Annotated in this window: 17 protein-coding genes and 1 tRNA gene; 13 read left to right on the top strand and 5 right to left on the bottom strand. The window is 34.8% G+C overall.

Annotation, left to right across the window (positions count from 1 at the left end; genetic code table 11):
* Positions 1-178: 178 nt before the first annotated feature.
* The 4 genes from MK119_RS02635 (at position 179) to MK119_RS02620 (ending at position 5,133) form a co-directional block, all read left to right on the top strand.
* Positions 179-251, top strand: a tRNA-Gln gene (locus MK119_RS02635).
* A 462-nt stretch (positions 252-713) separates the two neighbouring features.
* Complete coding sequence (locus MK119_RS02630; protein ID WP_290670581.1) at positions 714-2,375, top strand: ATP-binding cassette domain-containing protein; 1,662 nt, start codon at positions 714-716, stop codon at positions 2,373-2,375.
* A 2-nt stretch (positions 2,376-2,377) separates the two neighbouring features.
* Positions 2,378-3,730 (top strand): biotin/lipoyl-binding protein, encoded by a 1,353-nt coding sequence (locus MK119_RS02625; RefSeq protein ID WP_290670578.1) that lies wholly within the window; start codon positions 2,378-2,380, stop codon positions 3,728-3,730.
* Positions 3,731-3,732: 2 nt separating this feature from the next.
* On the top strand, positions 3,733-5,133 hold the full coding sequence (locus MK119_RS02620; RefSeq protein ID WP_290670575.1) for a TolC family protein: 1,401 nt from the start codon (positions 3,733-3,735) through the stop codon (positions 5,131-5,133).
* A gap of 110 nt (positions 5,134-5,243) precedes the next feature.
* On the opposite strand, the gene MK119_RS02615 is transcribed toward MK119_RS02620, so the two are convergent.
* The 3 genes from MK119_RS02615 to MK119_RS02605 form a co-directional block, all read right to left on the bottom strand.
* Entirely contained in the window at positions 5,244-5,399 is a 156-nt protein-coding gene (locus tag MK119_RS02615) for a hypothetical protein (protein ID WP_290670572.1), read from the bottom strand.
* Positions 5,400-5,980: 581 nt separating this feature from the next.
* The gene (locus tag MK119_RS02610; protein ID WP_290670569.1) at positions 5,981-6,148 is read right to left on the bottom strand and encodes a hypothetical protein; all 168 of its coding nucleotides are present in this window, start codon (positions 6,146-6,148) and stop codon (positions 5,981-5,983) included.
* Positions 6,149-6,287: 139 nt separating this feature from the next.
* Positions 6,288-8,033 carry a helix-turn-helix domain-containing protein gene (locus MK119_RS02605; RefSeq protein WP_290670566.1) on the bottom strand — a complete coding sequence of 582 codons (1,746 nt, stop codon included), beginning with the start codon at positions 8,031-8,033 and terminating at the stop codon, positions 6,288-6,290.
* Between the two features lie 319 nt (positions 8,034-8,352).
* Between MK119_RS02605 and MK119_RS02600 the strand changes: the two genes are divergently transcribed.
* A complete protein-coding gene (locus MK119_RS02600; RefSeq protein WP_290670563.1) occupies positions 8,353-9,723 on the top strand; it encodes a hypothetical protein in 1,371 nt (456 codons plus the stop codon).
* A 97-nt stretch (positions 9,724-9,820) separates the two neighbouring features.
* Here the strand turns inward: MK119_RS02600 and MK119_RS02595 are convergent, their stop codons facing one another.
* Positions 9,821-10,645: a universal stress protein gene (locus MK119_RS02595; RefSeq protein ID WP_290670560.1), complete on the bottom strand. Its 825-nt coding sequence runs from the start codon at positions 10,643-10,645 to the stop codon at positions 9,821-9,823.
* A gap of 152 nt (positions 10,646-10,797) precedes the next feature.
* Here MK119_RS02595 and rimP point away from each other — a divergent pair, with 152 nt between their 5' ends.
* From rimP to infB, 3 genes are read left to right on the top strand one after another with little or no spacing between them, the layout of a single operon-like run.
* Positions 10,798-11,262: a ribosome assembly cofactor RimP gene (gene rimP / locus MK119_RS02590; protein WP_290670557.1), complete on the top strand. Its 465-nt coding sequence runs from the start codon at positions 10,798-10,800 to the stop codon at positions 11,260-11,262.
* A 13-nt stretch (positions 11,263-11,275) separates the two neighbouring features.
* Entirely contained in the window at positions 11,276-12,508 is a 1,233-nt protein-coding gene (nusA, locus tag MK119_RS02585) for a transcription termination factor NusA (RefSeq protein ID WP_290670554.1), read from the top strand.
* Between the two features lie 47 nt (positions 12,509-12,555).
* Positions 12,556-15,423, top strand: a complete 2,868-nt coding sequence (infB, locus tag MK119_RS02580) for a translation initiation factor IF-2 (RefSeq protein WP_290670551.1) — start codon at positions 12,556-12,558, stop codon at positions 15,421-15,423.
* A gap of 70 nt (positions 15,424-15,493) precedes the next feature.
* Here the strand turns inward: infB and MK119_RS02575 are convergent, their stop codons facing one another.
* Positions 15,494-15,901, bottom strand: a complete 408-nt coding sequence (locus MK119_RS02575; protein ID WP_290670548.1) for an SPOR domain-containing protein — start codon at positions 15,899-15,901, stop codon at positions 15,494-15,496.
* Between the two features lie 211 nt (positions 15,902-16,112).
* On the opposite strand from MK119_RS02575, the gene MK119_RS02570 reads away from it, so the two are divergent.
* The 5 genes from MK119_RS02570 to MK119_RS02550 are packed head-to-tail and all read left to right on the top strand — an operon-like array spanning position 16,113 to position 23,145.
* Positions 16,113-17,411 carry a cytochrome c3 family protein gene (locus MK119_RS02570; RefSeq protein WP_290670545.1) on the top strand — a complete coding sequence of 433 codons (1,299 nt, stop codon included), beginning with the start codon at positions 16,113-16,115 and terminating at the stop codon, positions 17,409-17,411.
* Positions 17,412-17,444: 33 nt separating this feature from the next.
* Positions 17,445-20,624 carry a TAT-variant-translocated molybdopterin oxidoreductase gene (locus MK119_RS02565; RefSeq protein WP_290670542.1) on the top strand — a complete coding sequence of 1,060 codons (3,180 nt, stop codon included), beginning with the start codon at positions 17,445-17,447 and terminating at the stop codon, positions 20,622-20,624.
* Positions 20,625-20,658: 34 nt separating this feature from the next.
* Complete coding sequence (gene nrfD / locus MK119_RS02560; protein ID WP_290670540.1) at positions 20,659-22,050, top strand: NrfD/PsrC family molybdoenzyme membrane anchor subunit; 1,392 nt, start codon at positions 20,659-20,661, stop codon at positions 22,048-22,050.
* Positions 22,043-22,567 carry a DUF3341 domain-containing protein gene (locus MK119_RS02555; protein ID WP_290670537.1) on the top strand — a complete coding sequence of 175 codons (525 nt, stop codon included), beginning with the start codon at positions 22,043-22,045 and terminating at the stop codon, positions 22,565-22,567. The genes nrfD and MK119_RS02555 overlap by 8 nt, the downstream gene beginning before the upstream one ends.
* Positions 22,568-22,575: 8 nt before the next feature.
* Entirely contained in the window at positions 22,576-23,145 is a 570-nt protein-coding gene (locus MK119_RS02550; RefSeq protein ID WP_290670534.1) for a cytochrome c, read from the top strand.
* The last annotated feature ends 9 nt before the right edge of the window (positions 23,146-23,154 follow it).

The raw sequence follows: 23,154 nt of genomic DNA, 5'->3' as shown, positions 1-23,154 counted from the left end.
TTTAACATTTATGAGAGCATTTTAAACTCAAAAATTGATGACTATACCTCTTTATTTAAAGAATTTTTACTTCCTGAAACATTGAAAATGAATAAATTTCAAAACTTGCTCTGTTTTTTTTATTAAAATGTTTGGACTTTTGAAACTTTGTCTTAAATTTGCAACCGCATTACGCTAATGGCCTATGGTGTAACTGGCAACACGTCTGGTTTTGGTCCAGAAGAGTCTAGGTTCGAGCCCTAGTAGGCCAACAGAAAGTCCCGATCAACATGATTGGGACTTTTTTTGTTTCTAGTGTTTCTATTAAAATCTCATTTGTTTACAAGAAGACTCTTAGTGAAATATTGTGAAAGACGATTTACTTGAATTTACTTTAGAGGTATTTATTGTCAATATTTCTTTAGATTTAAAGACTACTTCAGCACTAAAATTTGTTCAAAATTTTAAGCATTATAACTATCCTCTTTTTATATATAAAAATAAAAAAACCTTGCTTATCAGTCTGTTAGGGTTAATTTAGTTGTTAAAATCTTTAATGCATAAGTGCATGTATATCAATACTATAAGTTATATTAATGTTAATATTAATACTGTTGTATGCAAAGTTAATAGTAATACTATTATATTTGCGCTTGTAAATATTAAAACTGAATTTTTTTACGTTCATTTTAAGTTTACAAAAAGAGAAAAGAAACGCTTTTTAACGTAAAAATATGGCACATACACAATTATCACCTTGGCAACGTTTTGTTGGCTTACTTCAATTAGAAAAGAAAGATATCTTTCAAATTCTGTACTATGCCATCTTTGCAGGAATTGTTGCGCTATCATTGCCATTGGGAATTCAATCGATTATAAATTTAATTCAAGGAGCTCAAGTATCTACTTCCTGGCTTGTACTTGTGATTTTAGTGACCTTAGGAGTTATTTTTTCAGGAGCTTTGCAATTAATGCAGTTGCGAATTATTGAGACGATTCAGCAACGTATTTTTATGCGCGCTTCATTTGAGTTAAGCTACCGTTTTCCAAAAATCAGAATGGATGAGTTGCGTAACTATTATCCACCAGAGTTAGCAAACCGTTTTTTTGATACTTTAACAATTCAAAAAGGACTTTCTAAAATATTAATTGATGTGCCTTCAGCATTATTGCAGATTTTATTTGCACTAATCCTATTATCATTCTATCATCCGTTTTTTATCATCTTCGGAGTTTTGTTAGTGGCTTTAATTTTTGTTGTGTTTAAATACACTGCTCGTAGAGGTTTGCAAACAAGTTTAGAGGAGTCAAAAAATAAATACAAAGTAGCGCACTGGATTCAGGAAGTAGCAAGAACAATGGTAAGTTTCAAGCTTTCAGGAAATACAAGTCTCGCACTCAAAAAAAATGATGTGCTTGTGGAAGCATATTTAAAAGCGCGCGAAAGCCATTTCCGAGTGTTGGTAATACAGTTTATTCAAATGATATCTTTTAAAGTACTGGTGACTGCTTCTCTGTTATTAATTGGAGGCGCACTCGTGCTGAATCAGGAAATGAACATCGGACAATTTGTAGCGGCAGAAATCATTATTCTATTAGTTATTGGTTCTGTCGAAAAACTGATTGTAGGATTAGAATCTTTTTATGATGTACTAACATCTATTGAAAAGCTAGGGCAAGTTGTTGATAAAGGCTTGGAGCTACAAGAAGGAGAAATGCCAAACTTTGAAAAAGAAATGACGATTGAGCTTGACAAAGTGTTCTATGAAGTTGAGGAAAAAGAAAAGCCAATCTTAAAAGATATTTCATTTAAAATTCAGCCAAGTAGTAGAATTTTGATTCAAGGGGAAAGCGGTTCTGGAAAGTCAAGTCTCTTGCGAACCATTGCAGGTGTTATTGCGCCAACAGGCGGAAGCATTTATGTAAATACGTTCTCAATAGAAAGTTTGCACTTAAATCATTACCGATCGCACTTAGGTCTGTCACTTTCTGAAGAAACACCTTTTGAAGGAACAATAAGAGAAAATCTAGCTTTTGGAAACGAAGATGTATCAGATGAACGCATTTTCTGGGCATTGGATAAAGTCGGATTGACACAATTTATCAAAGAACAACCGCAAGGATTAAAAACCATCCTAAATCCAGAAGGGAAGCAAATATCATACAATATTTCAAAGAAAATAGTACTAGCAAGAGCCATTATCAAAAAACCAAAAGTGCTGATTCTTGAAGATCCACTTGATCAATTTAATGTGGATGAAAGTAATGATATTATCGATTTTATCACGGACAAATCAAATCCGTGGGCATTAATTGTTGTGAGTAGTAATGATCGCTGGAAAACAAATTGTGGAGAATTAATAACACTAGAAAAAGGAGAAGTTAAAAAATTATAGACATGCTAAATATTTCACATAATCAGTTGAATAAAAAGGTAAAACTTACGCATTACGCATCTGGCAAGCTTGTCTTTAATAAGAGGTATTATCGACAGTTAAACCGATTCTTATTTGTGTTTGCAGTTATTGTAATTATTGTATTGTTTCTTCCGTGGACACAAAACATATCAGGTCAAGGGCAAGTAACAACCTTGCGACCAGATCAGCGTCCACAAACAATTCAATCACAAATTCCAGGTCGTATCGAACAATGGTACGTACAAGAAGGCGATTCGGTTCATAAAGGAGATACTATCTTAAAAATATCAGAAATAAAAAGTGAATACTTTGACGATAAATTGGTAGAGCGAACAAACGAGCAAATCAAAGCAAAATCTTCTTCTGTAGTAGCTTACAAAGGAAAAATCAATGCCTTAGAGCGTCAAGTAAATGCGTTATTGCGCGAAAGAGACCTAAAACTAGAGCAAACAGAAAATAAGTTGTTGCAAGCGAAACTTAAAATTAAAGGAGATAGTATTGATGTGGAAGCAGGGCGCATCAATGAAAAAATAGCAAAAACGCGTTATGATCGTGCTGTTACCCTAGAAAAAGAAGGTTTGGCGGCTGTGAAAGATGTAGAAGAAAAGCGCTTGAAATTGCAAGAAACACAAGCAAAACTAATTTCTCTTGAAAATAAATACTTGGCAAATAAAAATGACATCATCAATGCGCAAATAGAATTATCGCGCACAAAAGCTATTTACGCAGATAAAATCTCAAAAGCGCAAAGCGATATGTTTACCGCACAATCGAGTCAATATGATACAGAAGCACAAGTGACGAAACTAGAGAATCAGTATACCAATTATAAAGTACGTAGTGGTTTACTTTACATATTGGCGCCTCAAGATGGTTTTATCAATAAAGCACTCAAAGGCGGAATTGGAGAAACATTCAAAGAAGGAGAGCAATTGGTAAGTATTATGCCGTCAAATTATGAGTTGGCAGTTGAAAGTTTTGTGCGTCCAATTGATTTGCCACTGATACATATTGGTGAAAAAGTACGTGTAGAATTTGATGGATGGCCAGCAATTGTCTTTAGTGGATGGCCAAATATCTCTTATGGAACCTATGGAGCAAAAGTAGTAGCTATTGAAAACTTTATCAGTGAAAATGGTAAATACAGAATATTATTAGCGCCAGATAAAGACGATCACGAATGGCCAAAAGCAATCCGAGTAGGTTCAGGTGCAAAAACAATTGCACTATTAGATGACGTGCCAATTTGGTTTGAACTGTGGCGTCAATTGAACAGTTTTCCTCCAAATTATTATCAACCAGAAGACAAAAACAAAGCCGCTAAGAAGAAATAACTATGAGATCTATTTTTTTGTTACTTATATTACTTTTCAGTGGAAATATCATGGCGCAAATTGACAATCCGTTAGATTCTATTATGTCTTTGGATGAATATTTAGGCTATGTAAAAACGTATCATCCCATTGTAAAGCAAGCAAATTTGATCATTAACGAAAGTGAAGCAAAATTGCTAAAAGCACGTGGTGCGTTTGATCCGAAACTGGAAGTGGACTACGATCGTAAAAAATTCAAAAAAACTGAATATTACGATAAGTTGAACGCAACATTTAAAATTCCAACTTGGTACGGTATAGAATTCAAAGCAAACTTTGAAGAAAATACAGGAGAATTTCTAAACCCAGAATTCAATGTGCCAACCGATGGTTTGTATAGCGCAGGTGTTTCGGTGTCTTTGGCAAAAGGATTGTTGATGAATGAGCGAATGGTAATGCTAAAACAAGCAAAACTATTTACACAGCAAGCGCAAGCAGATCAACAGTTGTTAGTTAATGAAATATTGTACGAAGCTTCTATTATGTATTTCAAATGGTTAAAATCCTATCGAAATCGTGAAGTGTATCAATCGTTTCTATCCAATGCACAATTGCGCTTTGATGGAATTAAGAAAAGTTACCGAGAAGGTGAAAAAGCAGCGATTGATACTTTAGAAGCACGTTTAACGCTCAACACACGAAAGCTCAATTTAGAAAAAGCACGCATCAAGTACATAAAATCGTCGTTGCAATTGTCGAATTTTTTGTGGTTAAACAATGATACGCCTGTGGAATTGCGCCCGTCTATACGTCCAGATATAGAAACGTTCACTCGAATCGATGACGTTTTAAATGTTACAGGATTTGATCGTGCAGATTTTGATGTAGAAGCGCATCCAAAAATGCAATCGCTCAATTTAAAGTATGAAAGTTTGATGCTCAACAAGCGTTTAAAGCAAAATAATTTATTGCCAAAAATTGATTTGCAATACAATTTTTTGACGCAAACACCTGATGAAACAGGAGCGTTTAATACACAGAATTACAAAGCTGGACTGAACATTAGTTTTCCACTATTCTTGCGAAAAGAACGTGGAGATTTGCGCTTGGCAAAGCTAAAGTTACAAGATGTAGAATTTGAGCGTACGACAACGCGTGTCAATCTAAAAAACAAAATAGATGCGGTAACACAAGAAATAGAGTCCTATCAATTGCAAAACCAGCTTACGCAAGAATTGGTCGATGATTATGAAGTCATGTTAAAGGCAGAAGAACGCAAATTCTTTTTAGGAGAAAGTTCCTTGTTTTTGGTGAATTCACGCGAAGCAAAACTCATAGAAAACAAAATAAAAGCCATTGATTTGGAAAATAAATACTTCACTACCAAAGCCAATTTATTTAACATTATGGCGAATATGTTGTAATGTTATAAAAAGGGAAAATTGCAAACAAAAAATCCCAATTTTTCAAATTGGGATTTTTTAATTTCATAATAATCGGATGTGTAATATACTTTGTTTTAGCAGACAGAAGTTTAATCGCATTTTGTGTTTGGTTTAGTTTTTTCATCGCATCCATCTAAAGATCCAATACTTCCACAACCTGTGAACGACATAGTTCCTCCTTTAATAGTGTTTAAATTTGTTAGAGCAGCAATACTAAGTTTCTGTAATCTTAACTGTTTTTTCATTTTGTTACGCATAGTCAAATAATTTTGTGATTCGTTGTAAAAGTATTGTAAGTTTTGGCAAAGCCTGCATGTTTTCTAGCTTCGTTTGTACAATTTATAAATTGCATGCGTTTTTTTATGATGGTCTTAACGCCACAAGTTTATGTCAAGGTATTTTTCAATTATTTTGTAGTGTTAAAAGGTTGAATTTCTGTTTTTTATTTAAAATATCTTACAAATTATGTTGTCTATATGTTTATTTAATAAAATCCTAACAAGCTAAAAAATTGACTTATTCAAAAAATGGTAGATAACTTAAATGTAAAGAAATGTTGTAAGTGCAAGAATGAAAATTAATTTTAGAAGAAATGTATTGTGTTGGATAAATTCGTTTGCATCAAAACTTACAAAATACTACAGATTGATGAACGTAGGAAATATATATGCTTCAAAAGTCAATATGTCTAAAAACAGTATGTATAATATTTTACAAAGTGATAAAAAATAAAACCCCAATCTTAAACGATTGGGATTTCTTAGTTTTTAATAATAATCAGTTTTACATTAATTCACAATAAGTTTGTAAATGTGTTATTGTTGGATTAATAACAGTCTAGACATATAGTTTTTGGTTTTGATTTTTCATCGCAATCAGATGTGTCTCCTCCCATCGTCCCACAAGTAGTAATCGACATGGTTCCTCCTTTAATTGTATTTAATTTTGTTAAAGTAGCAATACTAAGTTTCTGTAATTTTAACCGTTTTTTCATTTTATTGTGCATAGTCAAATAGTTTTGTGATTTGCTGTAAAAGTATTGCAAGTTTTGAGAAACCCCGCATGTTTTCTAGTGTCGTTAGTGCAATTTATAAATTGCATGTGTTTTTTATGAGAACTTTAAAATTCTAAATTTAGGTTGAGATACTTTCCAATTGTTTTATGAAATCGGAAGGCTTAATTCCAGTTTTCCGTTTAAAGGCTCTTGCAAATGATTGTGAATTATTAAAACCAACTTCAATCGCAATTGCTTTAATAGTGTATAATCTAAAATGTTTATCAGACTGAATCTTTTCAATAGCATAATCTACACGTAAATCATTCAAATATTCAGCAAATTTTTTGTTTTTGTAGGTGTTGATTACTCTAGAAAGATAAGCGGAATTAGTTTTGAAACGTTTGGATAAATTAGGTAGTGTAATATCTGGTTTAATATATGTGTGTTTTTCTTCAAAATTACAAAGCGATACTAAGATTTGTTCAATAATATCATCTGCTAAGCCAATTTGTTTTTCATCCTCATTTGTAATCTGTGTAAGATTTTGTTTAGCTTTTACAGCTTTTTCATGTTTTTCGACAAGTTCTTGAAAGCGTCTTTTAATTTGTCGTTGCTTATAATAAAATACTATAATTGCAATGCTAAAAAGGGCTATAAAAATGAAGGCAAAAAGCTTTAAAGTAGAGTATTTTTTATCCTTTTGATTCAGTGCTTTATTTAGTTCTTTTTGTTTTTCAAGTAAATCTCTTCGGTCAAAAGTCTTTATAATTTTATTACTTAATGCTCTGTAGTCTTCTTTATAAATATCCGATGCAAGCAACGCCTTATCAATATAATAAGCTTCATTTGCCTTGTCATCTGTAGCTCTGTAGTAACTAAACAAAGCCTTGTAAGTATCTATTAAGTTTGTAGTAAAACTATAAGGATGTGCTGTAAAAATAGAATCTACTTTTTTATAATAAACAACTGCTTTTTCTTTTTGCTTTAAAGAATCATAAGCTTTTGCTAGGTGAAAAAAGCCATTCATTGGAACACGAGTTGGGATTTCGTCCCCTAAGGAGTCAACTACCTTGCTTATTTTTTCAATTGTTTGTCGGTAATTTTTTTTATGAAAAGCAATGAGTCCTTCGTTTAATATAAAAGATTTGCAGTAGCGTTTATCGAGTTTGAGTGCTAAATTATATCCTTTGGTATTATATTTTACAGCCGAATCTATTGTGTTCTTTTCTATATAAATTTCGGCAAGAGAAAAATGTGATTGTAAAAAATCATATTCATCTCTATCAGGATTATTAACTTCATATTCATAACATTCCTTAAAAATTTCTAAAGCTTCATCATACAATTCCAAATGCTTTTTTAAAATAGCTATATTATGTTTGGTAACATATGCTAGTTCTACATTATTATTTGCCTCCGCATACTCTAGAGCTTTTAAGTGGTTCTCTAGAGCTTCTTTATAGTTGTTCTTTTCAGATAATATAGCACCTTTATATATGTATAATATTGCAGGATAGTGTTTGTTATTTAAATTCTTGCTGATTTCGATAGCTTTATCATAATAGGAAAAACTTTTTCTGTAATTATGATGATGAGCAAATCCTAACAATTCATAACCTTTTGTCATTTCTAATCGGTTATCATCTTGAGTTGCTTTAGCGATATACGATTTTGCATATACATATCTACTTAAAGAATCTTTTTTATCAGCATCAAAAGAGGCTTTCAGTTCTATATATGATTTAGGCTGTAGCGAATCAGGAATACTAAATTCAAATTCTTGTTGTGCAAAAGAAAAAGCACAGAAGAAAAAAAATACGGAGGAAAACAGCATATCTCCTGATAAAAGGGAAAAACACTTCTGAGTAAATTTAGTCGTCATAATTGGTAGTGATCGTAAACTTTGTATGAATGGCTCTGCCTAAATATAGTAGTTTTTTTATTAACAATGTTACAGTGAATTCATAAGAAAAGTTTTAAAAAATAGAATCTGTCAATTTATAAATTGATAGTTTCAATTCATAAATAGCAAAATAGAACACTTTTTTTGCTTTCAATACAATGCTACTTTTACCCTGTTGCAACGCTTCATTAACACTGTGTAAAATATAAAAGTGTATGTTGAAGTTTAAGGAGTCATTCGGAAAATCCTAAGTTCTACACAGAGCGAAAGAGTACGAAAAACCAAAAATTCAATTATTATGAAAATAAAGCATATTAAGATAGTATTCTTATCATTAGTGCTTATAGGGTTGCATTCTTGTTCTAAAGATGAAGCCTTTGAAGGAGATGATCCGGTAGCAGTAGACCAATTAGATGTTAGTAAACAATCTTTAGAAGATCAAGCATTGTTTGAATATGCACGATTAATGTCGGTTGCAATTCAAAAACATGCAAATATGAATAATTTACTACAAGAAGAAGCAATACGATTACAAAGACGTGGATATTATGAGCAGGAATTCTTTGTAGGAATGCAAGGAAAATCAGAAATGAAAGGTTTTGCAGGAAAATCGTTAAATCAAATCTTGGCAAACATTGATGAGGCTAAATCTAATGTAAACATTAAGGAGTTTTTAAATGTAAATCCAGGAATGTCTGTACTGTTAGCTGGTGACAGACGGACAGAAGAATTCTCTAATCGTGTGTATGTTGATAACGGTTTTGATGACAGTAACCCAAATGAAGTAGTTCATTACTATGAAAATGGAGTGATGTATAGCGAATTATTAACCGTAGAGCGCTATAAAAAGTCATTTGTAGTACGTATCAGTGAAGTGTATACGGGAATTACTACAGGATCATTAGATAAGTCGGATAAAAACAATTCTGTATTATTTACATATGATGATGGAAGATCGGTTGTTGTAAATGCAGGATCTATAGAAACAGTAAACTCAAAACTTTTAGCAAATGAAGATCCATCTTTAGATGGTGTTGAGGGTGATGATATAATCTATCCTGGTGGCGGAGGTAATACAGGAGGTGGAGGAAGTCCTGGAGGAGGAAGTGGAAACCCACCATCTTCAGGATGTGATGAAGATTGTGAACGTGACTGTGAAGATGGAACAGAAAATTTATGGCGTTTTAGAACATCAAATGATTATGACGGATTCTTAGCCGGAAAAGGTGAATGGTTCTTTGTAATTATATGGGCAGATGGAGCTAATTACACTATCGAAGATGGTGCGGTGGTAACATCAGGATCGGCATTAAGTTACCTACGCACAGGTCAAATAACAAAAGTGACTGATGACGATACTTGGTTTTACCCGAATTTTAGCTCCATCATTTGGGATCCGCACGTAAGTGCTACGAATCCAAAGCCAGATGGAAACCGCATGAAAGTAGCTTGCTTTGAGTCTGATGGAGGGCGTACGAAAAACTTTGAGACAAAGTTAAGCTTTAAAGTATTTGAAACAATTGATGTAGAATTACCAATCAATTTTACCATCAACAATGGAGATGATTTTATCGGAGAATATATTGTTGAATATTGCCACGATATAGGCTCAGGTGGATTTATCTATCACCCAGCTTCAGCAGTTGATGTGCAACATAATGAAAGATAAAAAAGAGGTTTTTTAGGGTAAAAGCTGTTCGATGTGCAATATGTAAATCGAACAGCTTTGTATGTATTATGATTAAATTTGTTAATCGTTGAATCTTTTAAATTTTAAAAGTAATCACGGGACGCAACGAATGATTTACTAAATCTTCACTAATGCTTCCATTGAAAAAATGTGCTAATCCTTGCCTTCCGTGTGTACTCATTCCAATCAAATCAGCATCGATAGAACGTGAAAAATTCAAAATTCCTCTTTCAATTTTACTGTCATTATAAATATGCAATTCATGATCACCTAGTTCATTAAACTCCTCAATAAAAGCATTCATCTTCTTTTGTGCAGCATCAGTAGTCACAAATCGATTAGGAGTATTCACAAACAACAAGTGAAGCTTTGCATTAAAATTATTAGCAAAATCAATAGCTTGTTCAAATACTAATTTTTGATCTTCAGAAAAATCAGATGCAAACACAAAATTGCTAACGTTAAAATTGTCAATTTGATTCTTAATCACTAATACAGGTGCATCCGCTGTACGCACAACTTTTTCAGTATTTGAACCTATAAACATTTCTTTTAAACCAGATGCGCCACTTGATCCCATAACTACTAAGTCAATTTCATGTTGACGAATTGCTTGTGTAATTCCGTCAAATGCTTTGTGTGTTTCTACAGTAATTTCTACGTTAACACCTTTCATGAAATCTTGAGCAATTGTTTTTTCAAAACGTTCGTGAGCAATTTTCATGAATAAAAGTTGTTCAGGAATATCTAAATTAGTGTCGCCTGACAAAAAGTGTGAAGGTAATTCTAACATGTGCATCAAGTAGATGGTTGCATCATTTTGTTTAGCTAAAAAAGCAGCAACTTTTAAAGCATATTCAGCTTGGTCTGAAAAATCGGTTGGAAGGAGAATTTTTTTCATTCAGAATAGATTTTTTATGTTCTTTAAAGTTACAAATAAAAACCTTTGGTTGAATAGTTTTTAAGATTAGAAAAAATGTGTATATTTGCACCGTTATAAGAAGTAAAGACAAAAATGAGGGGACAATAAGTCCCCTCTTTTCATACAAAAAAATGTTTAAACAAAAAGTTACAGATTTATTACAAGAAGTATTAGAAGAAGAATCTTCGTTGTTTCTTATTTCTCAGGAAATTAAGCCTGGGAACAAGATTGTAATTGTGATTGACGGTGACAACGGCGTTACCTTAAACGACTGTATGAAAGTAAGTCGGCACATTGAGCATAACCTTGATAGAGAAGAAGAAGATTTTTCTCTAGAAGTATATTCTTCTGGGATTTCGGAAGGAATTACACACATTCGTCAATACAAGAAAAATGTGGGTAGAAAATTAGAAGTCATCATTGAAAACAGTTCAAAAGTAGAAGGTACTTTGGTTGCTGCTGATGATGAAAAAATTAAACTACAATGGAAAGCGCGTGAGCCAAAACCCATTGGAAAAGGTAAAGTAACGGTTCAAAAAGAACAAGAAATACCTTATGAAAATATTGTAAAAGCTAAAGTTATGGTAACATTTTAATTAAAGACATGTCATGGAGAATCTAGCATTGATTGAGTCGTTTTCGGAATTTAAGGACGACAAGCTAATAGATCGTGTAACGCTAATGGCGATATTAGAAGATGTTTTTAGAAATGCATTAAAAAAGAAATTTGGATCAGATGACAATTTTGACATCATTATAAATCCCGATAAAGGTGATTTAGAAATTTGGAGAAATAGAATCGTAGTAGCAGATGGAGAAGTAGAAGATCCTAATCAAGAAATAGAGTTAACAGCGGCAAGAGAAATTGAGCCTGACTTTGAAGTTGGAGAAGATGTGTCTGAAGAAGTAAAATTAGTTGACTTAGGGAGAAGAGCAATCTTAGCGCTACGTCAAAACCTTATTTCAAAAATACACGAACACGATAATACAACGATCTATAAACAATTTAAAGATTTAGTAGGAGACATTTATACTGCAGAAGTACATCATATCAGGCACAGAGCAGTAATTCTGTTAGATGATGAAGGAAATGAAATCGTGTTGCCAAAAGAAAACCAAATTCCGTCTGACTTTTTCCGTAAAGGAGAAAATGTAAGAGGAATTATTGATAGAGTAGACTTAAAAGGAAATAAGCCTATGATTATCATGTCGAGAACAGCGCCAGAATTCTTGGAAAAATTATTTGAACAAGAAATTCCTGAAGTTTTTGACGGATTAATAACAGTGAAAAAAGTAGTAAGAATTCCAGGTGAAAAAGCAAAAGTAGCTGTAGATTCTTATGATGATAGGATCGATCCAGTAGGAGCATGTGTGGGAATGAAAGGTTCTCGTATCCATGGGATCGTGAGAGAGTTAGGGAACGAAAATATAGATGTAATTAATTATACGACTAATTTGCAGTTATATATAACACGTGCCTTAAGTCCAGCAAGAGTGAGTTCGTTAAAAATTAACGAAGACACAAAGCGTGTAGAAGTGTTCTTAAAACCAGAAGAGGTTTCAAAAGCAATCGGTAAAGGAGGATTTAATATCAGATTGGCAGGACAACTTACAGGATACGAAATTGATGTGTATCGTGAAGGTGTTGAAGAAGATGTGGAATTAACAGAATTCTCTGATGAAATTGAAGCTTGGGTAATTGAAGAATTTAAGAAAATTGGTTTAGATACTGCTAAAAGTGTATTAGATCAAGAAATGGACTTCCTTGTAAAACAAACGGATTTAGAGGAAGAAACTGTTGGCGAAGTAATTAGAATTCTAAAAGAAGAGTTCGAAGATTAGTGAAAGCAGTTTTTTATTTAAAAAGAGGGTAAAATTTAAAATAGCTTATGGCTGAACAAAACAAAATAAGGCTTAGTAAAGTACTACGCGAATTAAATATTTCGATCGATAGAGCTGTCGACTTCTTGACGCAGAAAGGTTTTTCTGTGGAAAAAAGACCTACGACTAAAATATCGCAAGAGATATACAACGTGTTACTTGATGGTTTTCAGACTGACAAGAGTAAAAAAGTAGCTTCCAAAGAGCTGGGAGAAGAGAAAAGGAAGGAGAAAGAAGCATTGCGAGAACAGCTTGTAAAAGAGCAAGAAGAAGCACAACGTTTACGTGAAGAGCGTGAAAAAGTGGTGCGCGCCAAAGCGAATTTATCTGGACCGAAAACGATTGGAAAAATAGATCTAAACCCTCAAAAAGATACATCGTCTCCGGAAAAGAAAGAAGCTACAGAAGCGCCAAAACCTGTTGGGCAAAAAGTTCAAGAAGCGCCTAAGCCTAAGCCTGTTGAGCAAAAAGAGCCAGAGAAACCAAAGCCTTCTCAAAACGAGAAAAAGCCACAACGACCTGAAACAATTTCAAACAGGCCGAAATTCTCTAAGCCGAAACCTGTTCAAAAAATTGAGCAAAAGCCCAAGCCTGTTGAAAAGGCTGTAGAAAAAGCTGCACAGAAACCTGTGGCAAAGCAAGAACAGTCACAAGTGCCTGCAGAGCCTGAAAAGAAAGTAATTGAGACAAAGTATCAAAAACTTACAGGTCCAAAGATGACTGGTCAAAAAATTGACTTAACGCAGTTCAATAAGACTAAAAAGAAAAAGGAGGATTCTAAAAAAGAATCTGAAGCAGATAAAAGAAAGAAACGTAAACGTATTTCTAAAGGTCCTGGAGGAAACAATAACAACAATAACAATAACCGCCAAGGAGGAAATAACCGATATGGAGGAAACAAAGGTGGAGGAAATCGTGGAGGAAACCGAAGAGGTGGAAACCGCAAACCACCTGTAGTTAAAGTAGAGCCTACAGAAGAAGAAGTACAAAAACAAGTACGTGAAACACTTGAAAAACTTCAAGGTAAAACCAACAAATCTAAAGGGGCTAAATACCGTAGAGACAAGCGTGATGTTCGTAGGCAAAAAACAGAGCAAGATTTAGAGCAACAAGCAGCAGAAAGCAAGATTTTAAAAGCAACAGAATTTGTAACTGTTGGTGAGCTTGCTACGATGATGGATGTTGGAATCAATGATATCATCTCTAAATGTATGATGTTGGGAATCATGGTAACTATGAACCAACGTTTAGATGCAGATACTTTATCAATTGTTGCAGAGGAATTCGGATTTACAGTAGATTTCGTAGCAGCTGATATTGAAGAGGCGATTCAAGAAGAAGAAGATGCGCCAGAAGATTTATCGCCAAGAGCGCCAATCGTTACGGTAATGGGTCACGTAGATCATGGTAAAACTTCCTTGTTGGATTACATTCGTAAAGAAAATGTAATTGCGGGTGAATCTGGAGGAATTACACAGCACATTGGAGCATATGGAGTGCAGTTAGATAGTGGTCAGCGAATTACATTCTTAGATACGCCAGGTCACGAGGCTTTTACGGCGATGCGTGCACGTGGTGCGCAGGTAACAGATATTGCAATTATTGTAATTGCTGCCGATGATGATGTAATGCCGCAAACAAAAGAGGCGATCAGTCACGCACAAGCGGCTGGAGTTCCAATTGTATTTGCAATTAACAAAATAGATAGGCCAACGGCTAATCCTGATAAGATAAAAGAGAAACTAGCAGCAATGGACTTGTTGGTAGAAGATTGGGGAGGAAAAATCCAGTCGCATGACATCTCTGCAAAAACTGGTTTAGGTGTTGATGAATTATTAGAAAAAGTGTTGCTTGAGGCAGAATTATTAGAGTTGCAAGCAAATCCTGATAAAAATGCTGTAGGAACAGTTGTGGAAGCATTCTTGGATAAAGGACGTGGATATGTGTCTACAATTCTTGTTCAAAATGGTACCTTAAAAATTGGAGATTATCTATTGGCTGGAAAGCATAGTGGAAAAATCAAAGCGATGTTTGATGAGCGTGGTAATAAGATTAAAACTGCCAATCCTTCAACGCCAGTTTCAATTCTTGGTTTAGATGGTGCGCCGCAAGCAGGTGATAAGTTTAATGTCTTTGAGGATGAAAAAGATGCAAAACAAATTGCTGCAAAACGTACACAATTATTAAGAGAGCAATCTGTAAGAACGCAGCGTAGAACTACTTTATCTGATATTGGTAGAAGAATCAAAATTGGGGACTTTAAAGAGTTAAATATCATTCTTAAAGGTGATGTGGATGGTTCGGTTGAAGCCTTAACAGATTCATTCCAAAAACTATCTACGGAAGAGATTGAAGTGAAAATTATTCATAAGGGAGTTGGAGCTATTACAGAAAGTGATGTGTTATTAGCAAGTGCTTCTGATGCAATTATCATTGGATTTAATGTGCGTCCAGCTGGTAATGCAAGAATAGTTGCTGATAAAGAAGAAATCGATATCAGAACATATTCAATTATCTATGATGCTATCAATGATGTGAAAGATGCCATGGAAGGATTGTTATCTCCTGAAATGAAAGAGGAGATCACAGGTAATGCTGAAATTAGAGAAACATTCAAGATTTCTAAAATTGGTACCATTGCAGGATGTATGGTGACAGATGGTAAAATCTTTAGAAACTCTAATATCCGATTAATCCGTGATGGAGTAGTAATCTTTACAGGAGAATTGGCTTCTTTAAAACGTTTTAAAGACGACGTAAAAGAAGTGAGTAAAGGATATGACTGTGGATTGCAAATCAAGAACTATAATGACATTAAAGAAGGTGATATTGTAGAAGCATTCCAAGAAGTTGCAGTGAAGAAAAAGCTGAAATAAATATCATATACACATAAAGAAAAAGGATCGCATTTGCGATCCTTTTTTTATGTCTAATAAGCTGTAAATATTACTTTTTCTTTTTCTTATTTTTTGGTGTAAAAACAAACGCATTAGGAAACGTTTCCTTTACTTGTGCTAAGTATCGCTCTGCTTCTAATCGTGTTCTGTAATTTCCAACCCAAACCTTATAATTTGGAGTCTCAAACTTAATAGTTGCAGGAGTAATTTCTTTATATTCTTTTTCGAATTTTGACTTCGCTTTTTCTGCATTTCGAAGGTTTCCATTAAAGATTTGAATCTTTAAACGATTGTCATTATCCGTTTCTTGGTTAATTTCTTTCTGATATGTAAGTAATTTATCAATTTTTGGGTCTTTGGAGATGTTGATTTCTCCTTGTTGGGCAAATGCAAATCCAGCACAAAAAAATGCTGAAACAATTAAGATATAACGTCTTTTTAAAGCTAAAAATCTCATAATGAATACAATTTTATACAAATGTAAAATAACCTAACGAACTAACATGCTAAAATCTTATTTAGAATAACTATAAATTACAAATTAAGAGTTCACTATAATTTCGCAAATTCACCGCGATTTGTATTTTTGCTCAAATTTGGAACAAGCATGATCTACTAAGTTAAAAATTATTTAGAAAAATCGTGTCAAATTAAGAAGACATTAAGATATGAAAAAGGTGAATCACCGCAATTCAATTTCAAGAATTTTAGGAGCCGCGCTAGCGCTAATGCTAGTATTTTCGACATCTGCGTTTGCTCAAGACGATGCAGCAGTCGCAGCGGGTAAAGCTTTGTTTAATGCAAACTGTGCTGCTTGTCACAAACTTGATAGCAAGTCGACAGGTCCTGCGTTAAGAGGTGTGGAAGCACGTTTAGCAGAAAATGAAGGTTTAGATCGTGAATGGTTATACAAGTGGATTAGGAATAGTTCAGCATTGATTAAATCAGGAGATCCGTACGCTGTAAAAGTGTTTGAGGAAAATAAGAAAAGTCAAATGACGGCGTTTCCTACATTGAAAAATGAGGATATCGATAATATTTTAGCGTATACGGCGCAACTAAAACCGACACCTCCAAAGCCTATTGTTGGCCCAGATGAAAAAACTTCTGGAGGAGGATTTTCTACACAAGTTGTCTTAATCGCGCTGATTGTTTTATTTGGACTATTGGCACTAGGGTTGTTCTTAGTGAACAAGACATTGCGTAAGTTTGCTGTGGCCAACGGAACGTTAAATCTTGAAGAAGAAGTTAAAAAGCCTTCACTTTGGAAAGTATTTGTTCAAAATCAGTTCTTAGTAATTGTAGCTGTAATCTTCTTCATGTTGGGAGCAGCGTATTTTGCGTATGGGTATTTCATGCAAGTGGGAGTTGATCAAGGATATCAACCAATACAGCCAATCCATTACTCACACAGAATTCACGCAGGTGATAATAAAATTGAATGTAAATATTGTCACTCTTCTGCAAGAGTAAGTAAACACTCAGGAATTCCATCTTTAAATGTTTGTATGAACTGTCACAAGAATATTGCTCAAGTTGCAGATGAAGTTCAGCAAGAAGGTATCACTAAGTATGGGGTTGACTACAATAAAGAAATTCAAAAACTATATAATGCTGTAGGTTGGGATCCAGCACAACAAGATTATGTGAATGAGCCTAAGCCAGTAAAATGGATTCGAATTCACAATTTACCTGATTTTGTATATTTTAATCACTCGCAACACGTTTCTGTAGCTGGAGTTGATTGTCAAACATGTCACGGGGAAATTCAAGAAATGGAAATTGTTGAGCAGCATTCGCCGTTAACAATGGGTTGGTGTATCAACTGTCACAGAGAAACAGATGTGAATTTCAAAGGAAATGCTTATTACGAAAAAATTCACGAGCAGTTAAAAGATAAATATGGTGTTGAAACATTCAAAGCAGCTAAGATGGGTGCCTTAGAATGTGGTAAATGTCACTATTAATATTAATCAAGAAGCTAATTTTATATATATAATATGGCATCAAACAAGAAATACTGGAAAAGTGTTGAGGAGCTTAATGAGAAAAGTTCTATTGTTGAGGCACTTAGACAGAATGAGTTTGTAGAAGAGGTTCCTGTAGATGAATTCTTAGGAGATAAAGAGACATTAGAGTCTTCTTCAACTTCTCGTAGAGACTTTCTTAAATACGTTGGTTTTAGTACGGCTGCAGCTACATTGGCAGCCTGTGAAGGACCTGTAATCAAATCTATACCTTATGTGGTGCAGCCAGAAATGATAATTCCTGGCGTTGCGGACTACTATGCAACTACAATTGCAGATGGATATGATTTTGCTAGTATCTTAATTAAAACGAGAGAAGGTCGTCCAATCAAAGTAGAAAACAACAAGGAGGCTGTTACTAAAGGAAGTGCAAATGCAAGAGTTCATGCATCTGTATTATCTTTGTATGATAGCATGAGAGTGAAAGGTCCGAAAATAGATGGTAAAGATGCTTCTTGGGAAACGTTTGATGCGGAAATTGGTGAAAAATTAAATCAAATCAGTGCTTCTGGTAAACAAATTGTTTTACTTACTCAAACTTTTGCAAGTCCTTCAGTATCTAAATTAGTAGGAGAGTTCAAAGCAAAGTATGGTAATGTAAATCATGTAGTATACGACGCTGTCTCTGAATCAACTGCTTTAGATGCGTTTGAAGCTAAGTATGGTGAAAGAGGATTGGCTGATTATGATTTCTCAAAAGCAGAAGTGATTGTTTCTGTTGGAGCTGATTTCTTAGGAGACTGGCAAGGTGGAGGATATGATGATGGGTATGCGAAAGGAAGAATTCCTCATGGTAAAAAGCACCACAAAAAAATGTCAAGACACGTTCAGTTTGAATCGAACATGACATTATCTGGAGCAAATGCTGATAAGCGTGTGCCATTATCAACAGCGGATCAAAAAGTTGCCTTAGCAAAAATCTATGCAGGTGTAACTGGAGTTTCTGTTTCAGGAAGACAATTGTCTGACTATGCCGAAAATGCTATCAAAAGTGCTGTTGGTCAAATTAAGCAAGCTGGTTCAAAAGCAGTTGTAGTATCTGGAATCAATGATGTGGATGCGCAAAGTTTAATATTAGCACTTAACGAAGTAATTGCAAGTGAAGCATTCGATAAAGAGGCGCCACGTAAAATAAGACAAGGAAATGATAAGGCTGTGGCAAAACTGGTTAATGATGTAAAATCAGGTGCAGTTGGCGGAATCATTATGGCAGGAGTAAATCCTGTATATACCTTAGCAAATGGAGAAGAATTTGCACAAAGCTTAAAAGGATTAGATTTAGCGGTAACATTTACATTAAAAGAAGATGAAACTGCATTAAATACAAAATATGTAGCTGCGGCCCCACATTATTTAGAATCTTGGGGAGATGTAGAGATAAAAAAAGGTCACTACAGCATAACACAGCCTACAATTCGTCCGTTATTTAACACAAGACAATTTCAAGATGCTTTATTAAAGTGGACTGGAAATGACAAAGCATATTACGAATACTTAAAAGAAACATGGGCTGCTGATATTCTAGGTGGAAAATCATGGAATCAAGCAGTGCATGATGGAGTGTTCAAAACTACAGCAACAGTTAGCTTAGCAGAAGAAGCAAGTGAAGCTATGGAACAAGCTGATGCGGCAGCTGTAGAAAATGAAGGAGAGGAATTAGTAGAAGCTCCTGCAGTCGATGCTTCAGCGCAAGCAAGAAAATTAGCAGGTACCGCACAAGCTTCAGGAATGGAGTTAGTATTATACACCAAAACAGGAATGGGAGATGGACAGCAAGCAAATAATCCTTGGTTGCAAGAGTTTCCTGATCCAATCACAAGAGCTTCTTGGGATAACTATTTAACAGTTTCTCAAGTAGATGCAACAGCTAACAATTTGAAAAACTGGAATGTTGCAAATGGAGGTTTAAATGGTTCTTATGCAAAAATTACCGTTAATGGAGTCGATTTGCAAGTCCCAGTAATTATTCAACCAGGACAAGCACCAGGAACTGTTGGTTTAGCATTAGGATACGGTAAAAAAGCTGGCATCAAAAAAGAAATGCAAACTGGAGTAAATGCATATAAATTATACAATAACTTCAATAATGTTCAAGATGTTTCTGTTGAAGGCGCAGGTGGAGAACATGAGTTTGCTTGTGTGCAGTTGCACAATACCTTAATGGGTAGAGGAGATATCGTTAGAGAAACAACTTTAGAAATTTTCAATACGTATAAGAAAGATCATAAAAAGCACGGATGGAATATTCCTCCACATGTGTCTAGAGATCATGAAATGATTGACGCTACAGATCCTAAAGCGGATATGTGGGCTACATTCGATCGTTCAATTGGTCATCACTTCAACTTAGCTATCGACTTAAATGCCTGTACAGGATGTGGAGCATGCGTAATTGCGTGTCATGCTGAAAACAATGTGCCTGTTGTAGGTAAAACAGAAGTAAGGAGAAGTAGAGATATGCATTGGTTGCGTATTGATAGATACTATTCGTCAGCAGATACTTTTGAAGGTGATGTTGAGAAAAAAGATAATATGAGCGGATTGTTTGGAGACAATGGTTCTCTTGGTGGATTCCTTGAAATGGAAAATCCAGCAGCGAATCCTCAAGTAGCTTTCCAGCCAGTAATGTGTCAGCACTGTAACCACGCACCATGTGAAACAGTTTGTCCAGTAGCGGCAACATCACACGGACGTCAAGGTCAAAACCACATGGCATATAACCGTTGTGTAGGTACGCGTTACTGTGCAAACAACTGTCCATACAAAGTACGTCGTTTCAACTGGTTCTTATACAATAAGAATGATGAGTTTGATTACTACATGAATGATGACTTAGGTCGTATGGTATTAAACCCTGATGTAGTTGTACGTTCAAGAGGAGTTATGGAAAAATGCTCTATGTGTATTCAAATGACACAAAAAACAATCTTGGATGCAAAACGTGAAGGACGCCAGATTAAAGATGGTGAATTCCAAACGGCTTGTTCTGCTGCATGTAGCTCAGGTGCAATGGTATTTGGTGATTTAAATGATAAGTCTGGAAAAGTTGCAGAATTGCATGAGGATGATCGTATGTATCACTTGCTAGAGCATGTAGGAACAAAACCAAATGTACAGTATCACGTAAAAGTGAGAAACACAAAAGAAGCATAAAAAATAATTAATAAGAAACAATTATAAACTGATTATGGCGTCGCATTACGAAGCACCTATAAGAAAACCCTTAGTAACTGGAGATAAATCATATCATGATGTGACTCTTGATATCGTAGCTCCAGTCGAAGGAAAAGCAAATAAGCAATGGTGGATAGTATTCTCAATTGCTTTGGTAGCATTCCTTTGGGGAATTGGATGTATCATTTATACAATCTCTACAGGAATTGGAGTTTGGGGTCTTAACAAAACCGTTGGTTGGGCTTGGGATATTACAAACTTCGTTTGGTGGGTAGGTATTGGTCACGCAGGAACACTGATTTCTGCCGTACTTTTACTTTTCCGTCAAAAATGGAGAATGGCAATTAACCGTTCTGCGGAAGCAATGACTATCTTCTCGGTAGTGCAAGCAGGATTATTCCCAATCATTCACATGGGGCGTCCTTGGTTAGCATATTGGGTACTGCCAATTCCAAACCAATTTGGATCGCTCTGGGTAAACTTTAACTCACCTTTACTTTGGGATGTATTCGCGATTTCTACGTATCTATCTGTATCATTAGTATTCTGGTGGACAGGTTTACTTCCAGATTTCGCAATGATTAGAGATAGAGCAGTGAAGCCTTTCCAAAAGAAAATATACAGTTTGGTAAGTTTTGGATGGAGTGGACGCGCTAAAGACTGGCAACGTTTTGAAGAAGTATCATTGGTACTTGCAGGTCTAGCAACACCATTAGTACTTTCTGTACACACGATTGTATCGTTTGACTTCGCAACATCAGTTATTCCAGGATGGCATACCACAATTTTCCCTCCATATTTCGTGGCAGGAGCTATTTTCTCAGGATTTGCCATGGTAAATACCTTATTGATTATTATGAGAAAAGTATGTAATATGGAAGACTATATTACATTACAACACATCGAATTGATGAACATCGTAATTATGATTACTGGTTCTATCGTAGGATGTGCATATATCACGGAATTATTCATCGCATGGTACTCAGGAGTAGAATACGAACAAAATGCATTCTTAAACAGGGCAACTGGTCCTTACTGGTGGGCATATTGGGCAATGATGACATGTAATGTATTTTCTCCACAATTTATGTGGTCTAAGAAATTAAGAACAAGTATCATGTTCTCTTTCATAATCTCTATTGTTGTAAATATTGGAATGTGGTTTGAGCGTTTCGTAATTATCGTAACATCATTACACAGAGATTACCTTCCATCTTCATGGACAATGTTCTCACCAACATTTGTAGATATTGGAATATTCATTGGTACGATCGGTTTCTTCTTTGTATTGTTCTTGTTATACTCTAGAACATTCCCTGTAATTGCACAGGCGGAAGTAAAATCAATCTTAAAATCATCAGGAGAAAAATATAAAAAATTAAGAGACGGTAATCATGAGTAGTAAAGTAATACAAGCAATGTATATTGATGATGATGTGCTAATGTCAGCAGTGAAAAAAGTTCGTCAAGAAAATCATCATATCGAAGAAGTGTACACGCCATTTCCTGTGCACGGACTAGACAAAGCTATGGGATTAGCGCCTACGCGACTTGCCATTACAGCATTTATGTATGGATGTGTTGGATTATCAGTTGCAGTAACCATGATGTATTATATCATGATTGTTGATTGGCCACAAAACATTGGAGGAAAACCAAGTTTTAGTTTCTTAGAAAACATGCCAGCATTCGTGCCAATTATGTTTGAAATGACAGTATTTTTTGCTGCTCACTTAATGGTAATTACTTTTTATTTAAGAAGTAAATTATGGCCATTCAAAGAAGCTGAAAACCCAGATCCAAGAACAACAGATGATCACTTCTTAATGGAAGTTTCTGTTCATGGAAATGAAGAAGAGTTAATAGCACTTTTAGAAGAAACAGGTGCTACAGAAATTAAAGTTACAGAAAAGCACTAATAAGAATTATGAAGAGCCTTATAAAAATAGGAGTCGTATTTGGAGCAGCATTGCTTATGACTTCATGCTTTGATAAATCACAGCCAAACTATCAGTATTTTCCAAATATGTATGAGTCTGTAGGATATGAAGCTTATCAAGAAGTTGATGGCGTGCCTTACGGAGGATTCGAAAACAAAATGGAAGCACAAATTCCAGCAGACGGAACAATTAAGAGGGGTTGGATGCCTTATGAATATGACAATACGAATGAAGGTTATGAAGCCGCGAAAGCTGAGTTGTTAAATCCAATGCCAACGAATGAAGTTAATTTAGCAGCAGGGAAAGAGCTTTATGGAATCTATTGTGCAGTATGTCATGGGAATAAAGGTGATGGACAAGGAACTTTAGTTAAGCGTGAAAAATTCTTGGGAATTCCTAAATACAATGACCCAGCAAGAGCAATTACTGAAGGGAGTATTTATCATGTTCTAATGTATGGTAAAAATAACATGGGATCTCACGCAAATCAATTAGATGCGAAAGAACGCTGGCAAGTAGTACAGCACGTATTAAAATTGAAATCTGAATTAAAATAAGACCAATAA

Origin of the sequence: Kordia sp. (genome assembly GCF_022447245.1) — a bacterium.
In the GTDB taxonomy this organism is placed as follows: domain Bacteria; phylum Bacteroidota; class Bacteroidia; order Flavobacteriales; family Flavobacteriaceae; genus Kordia.
Note: the sequence above shows the minus strand (reverse complement) of the source record. Positions and strands in the feature narration are given on the sequence as shown.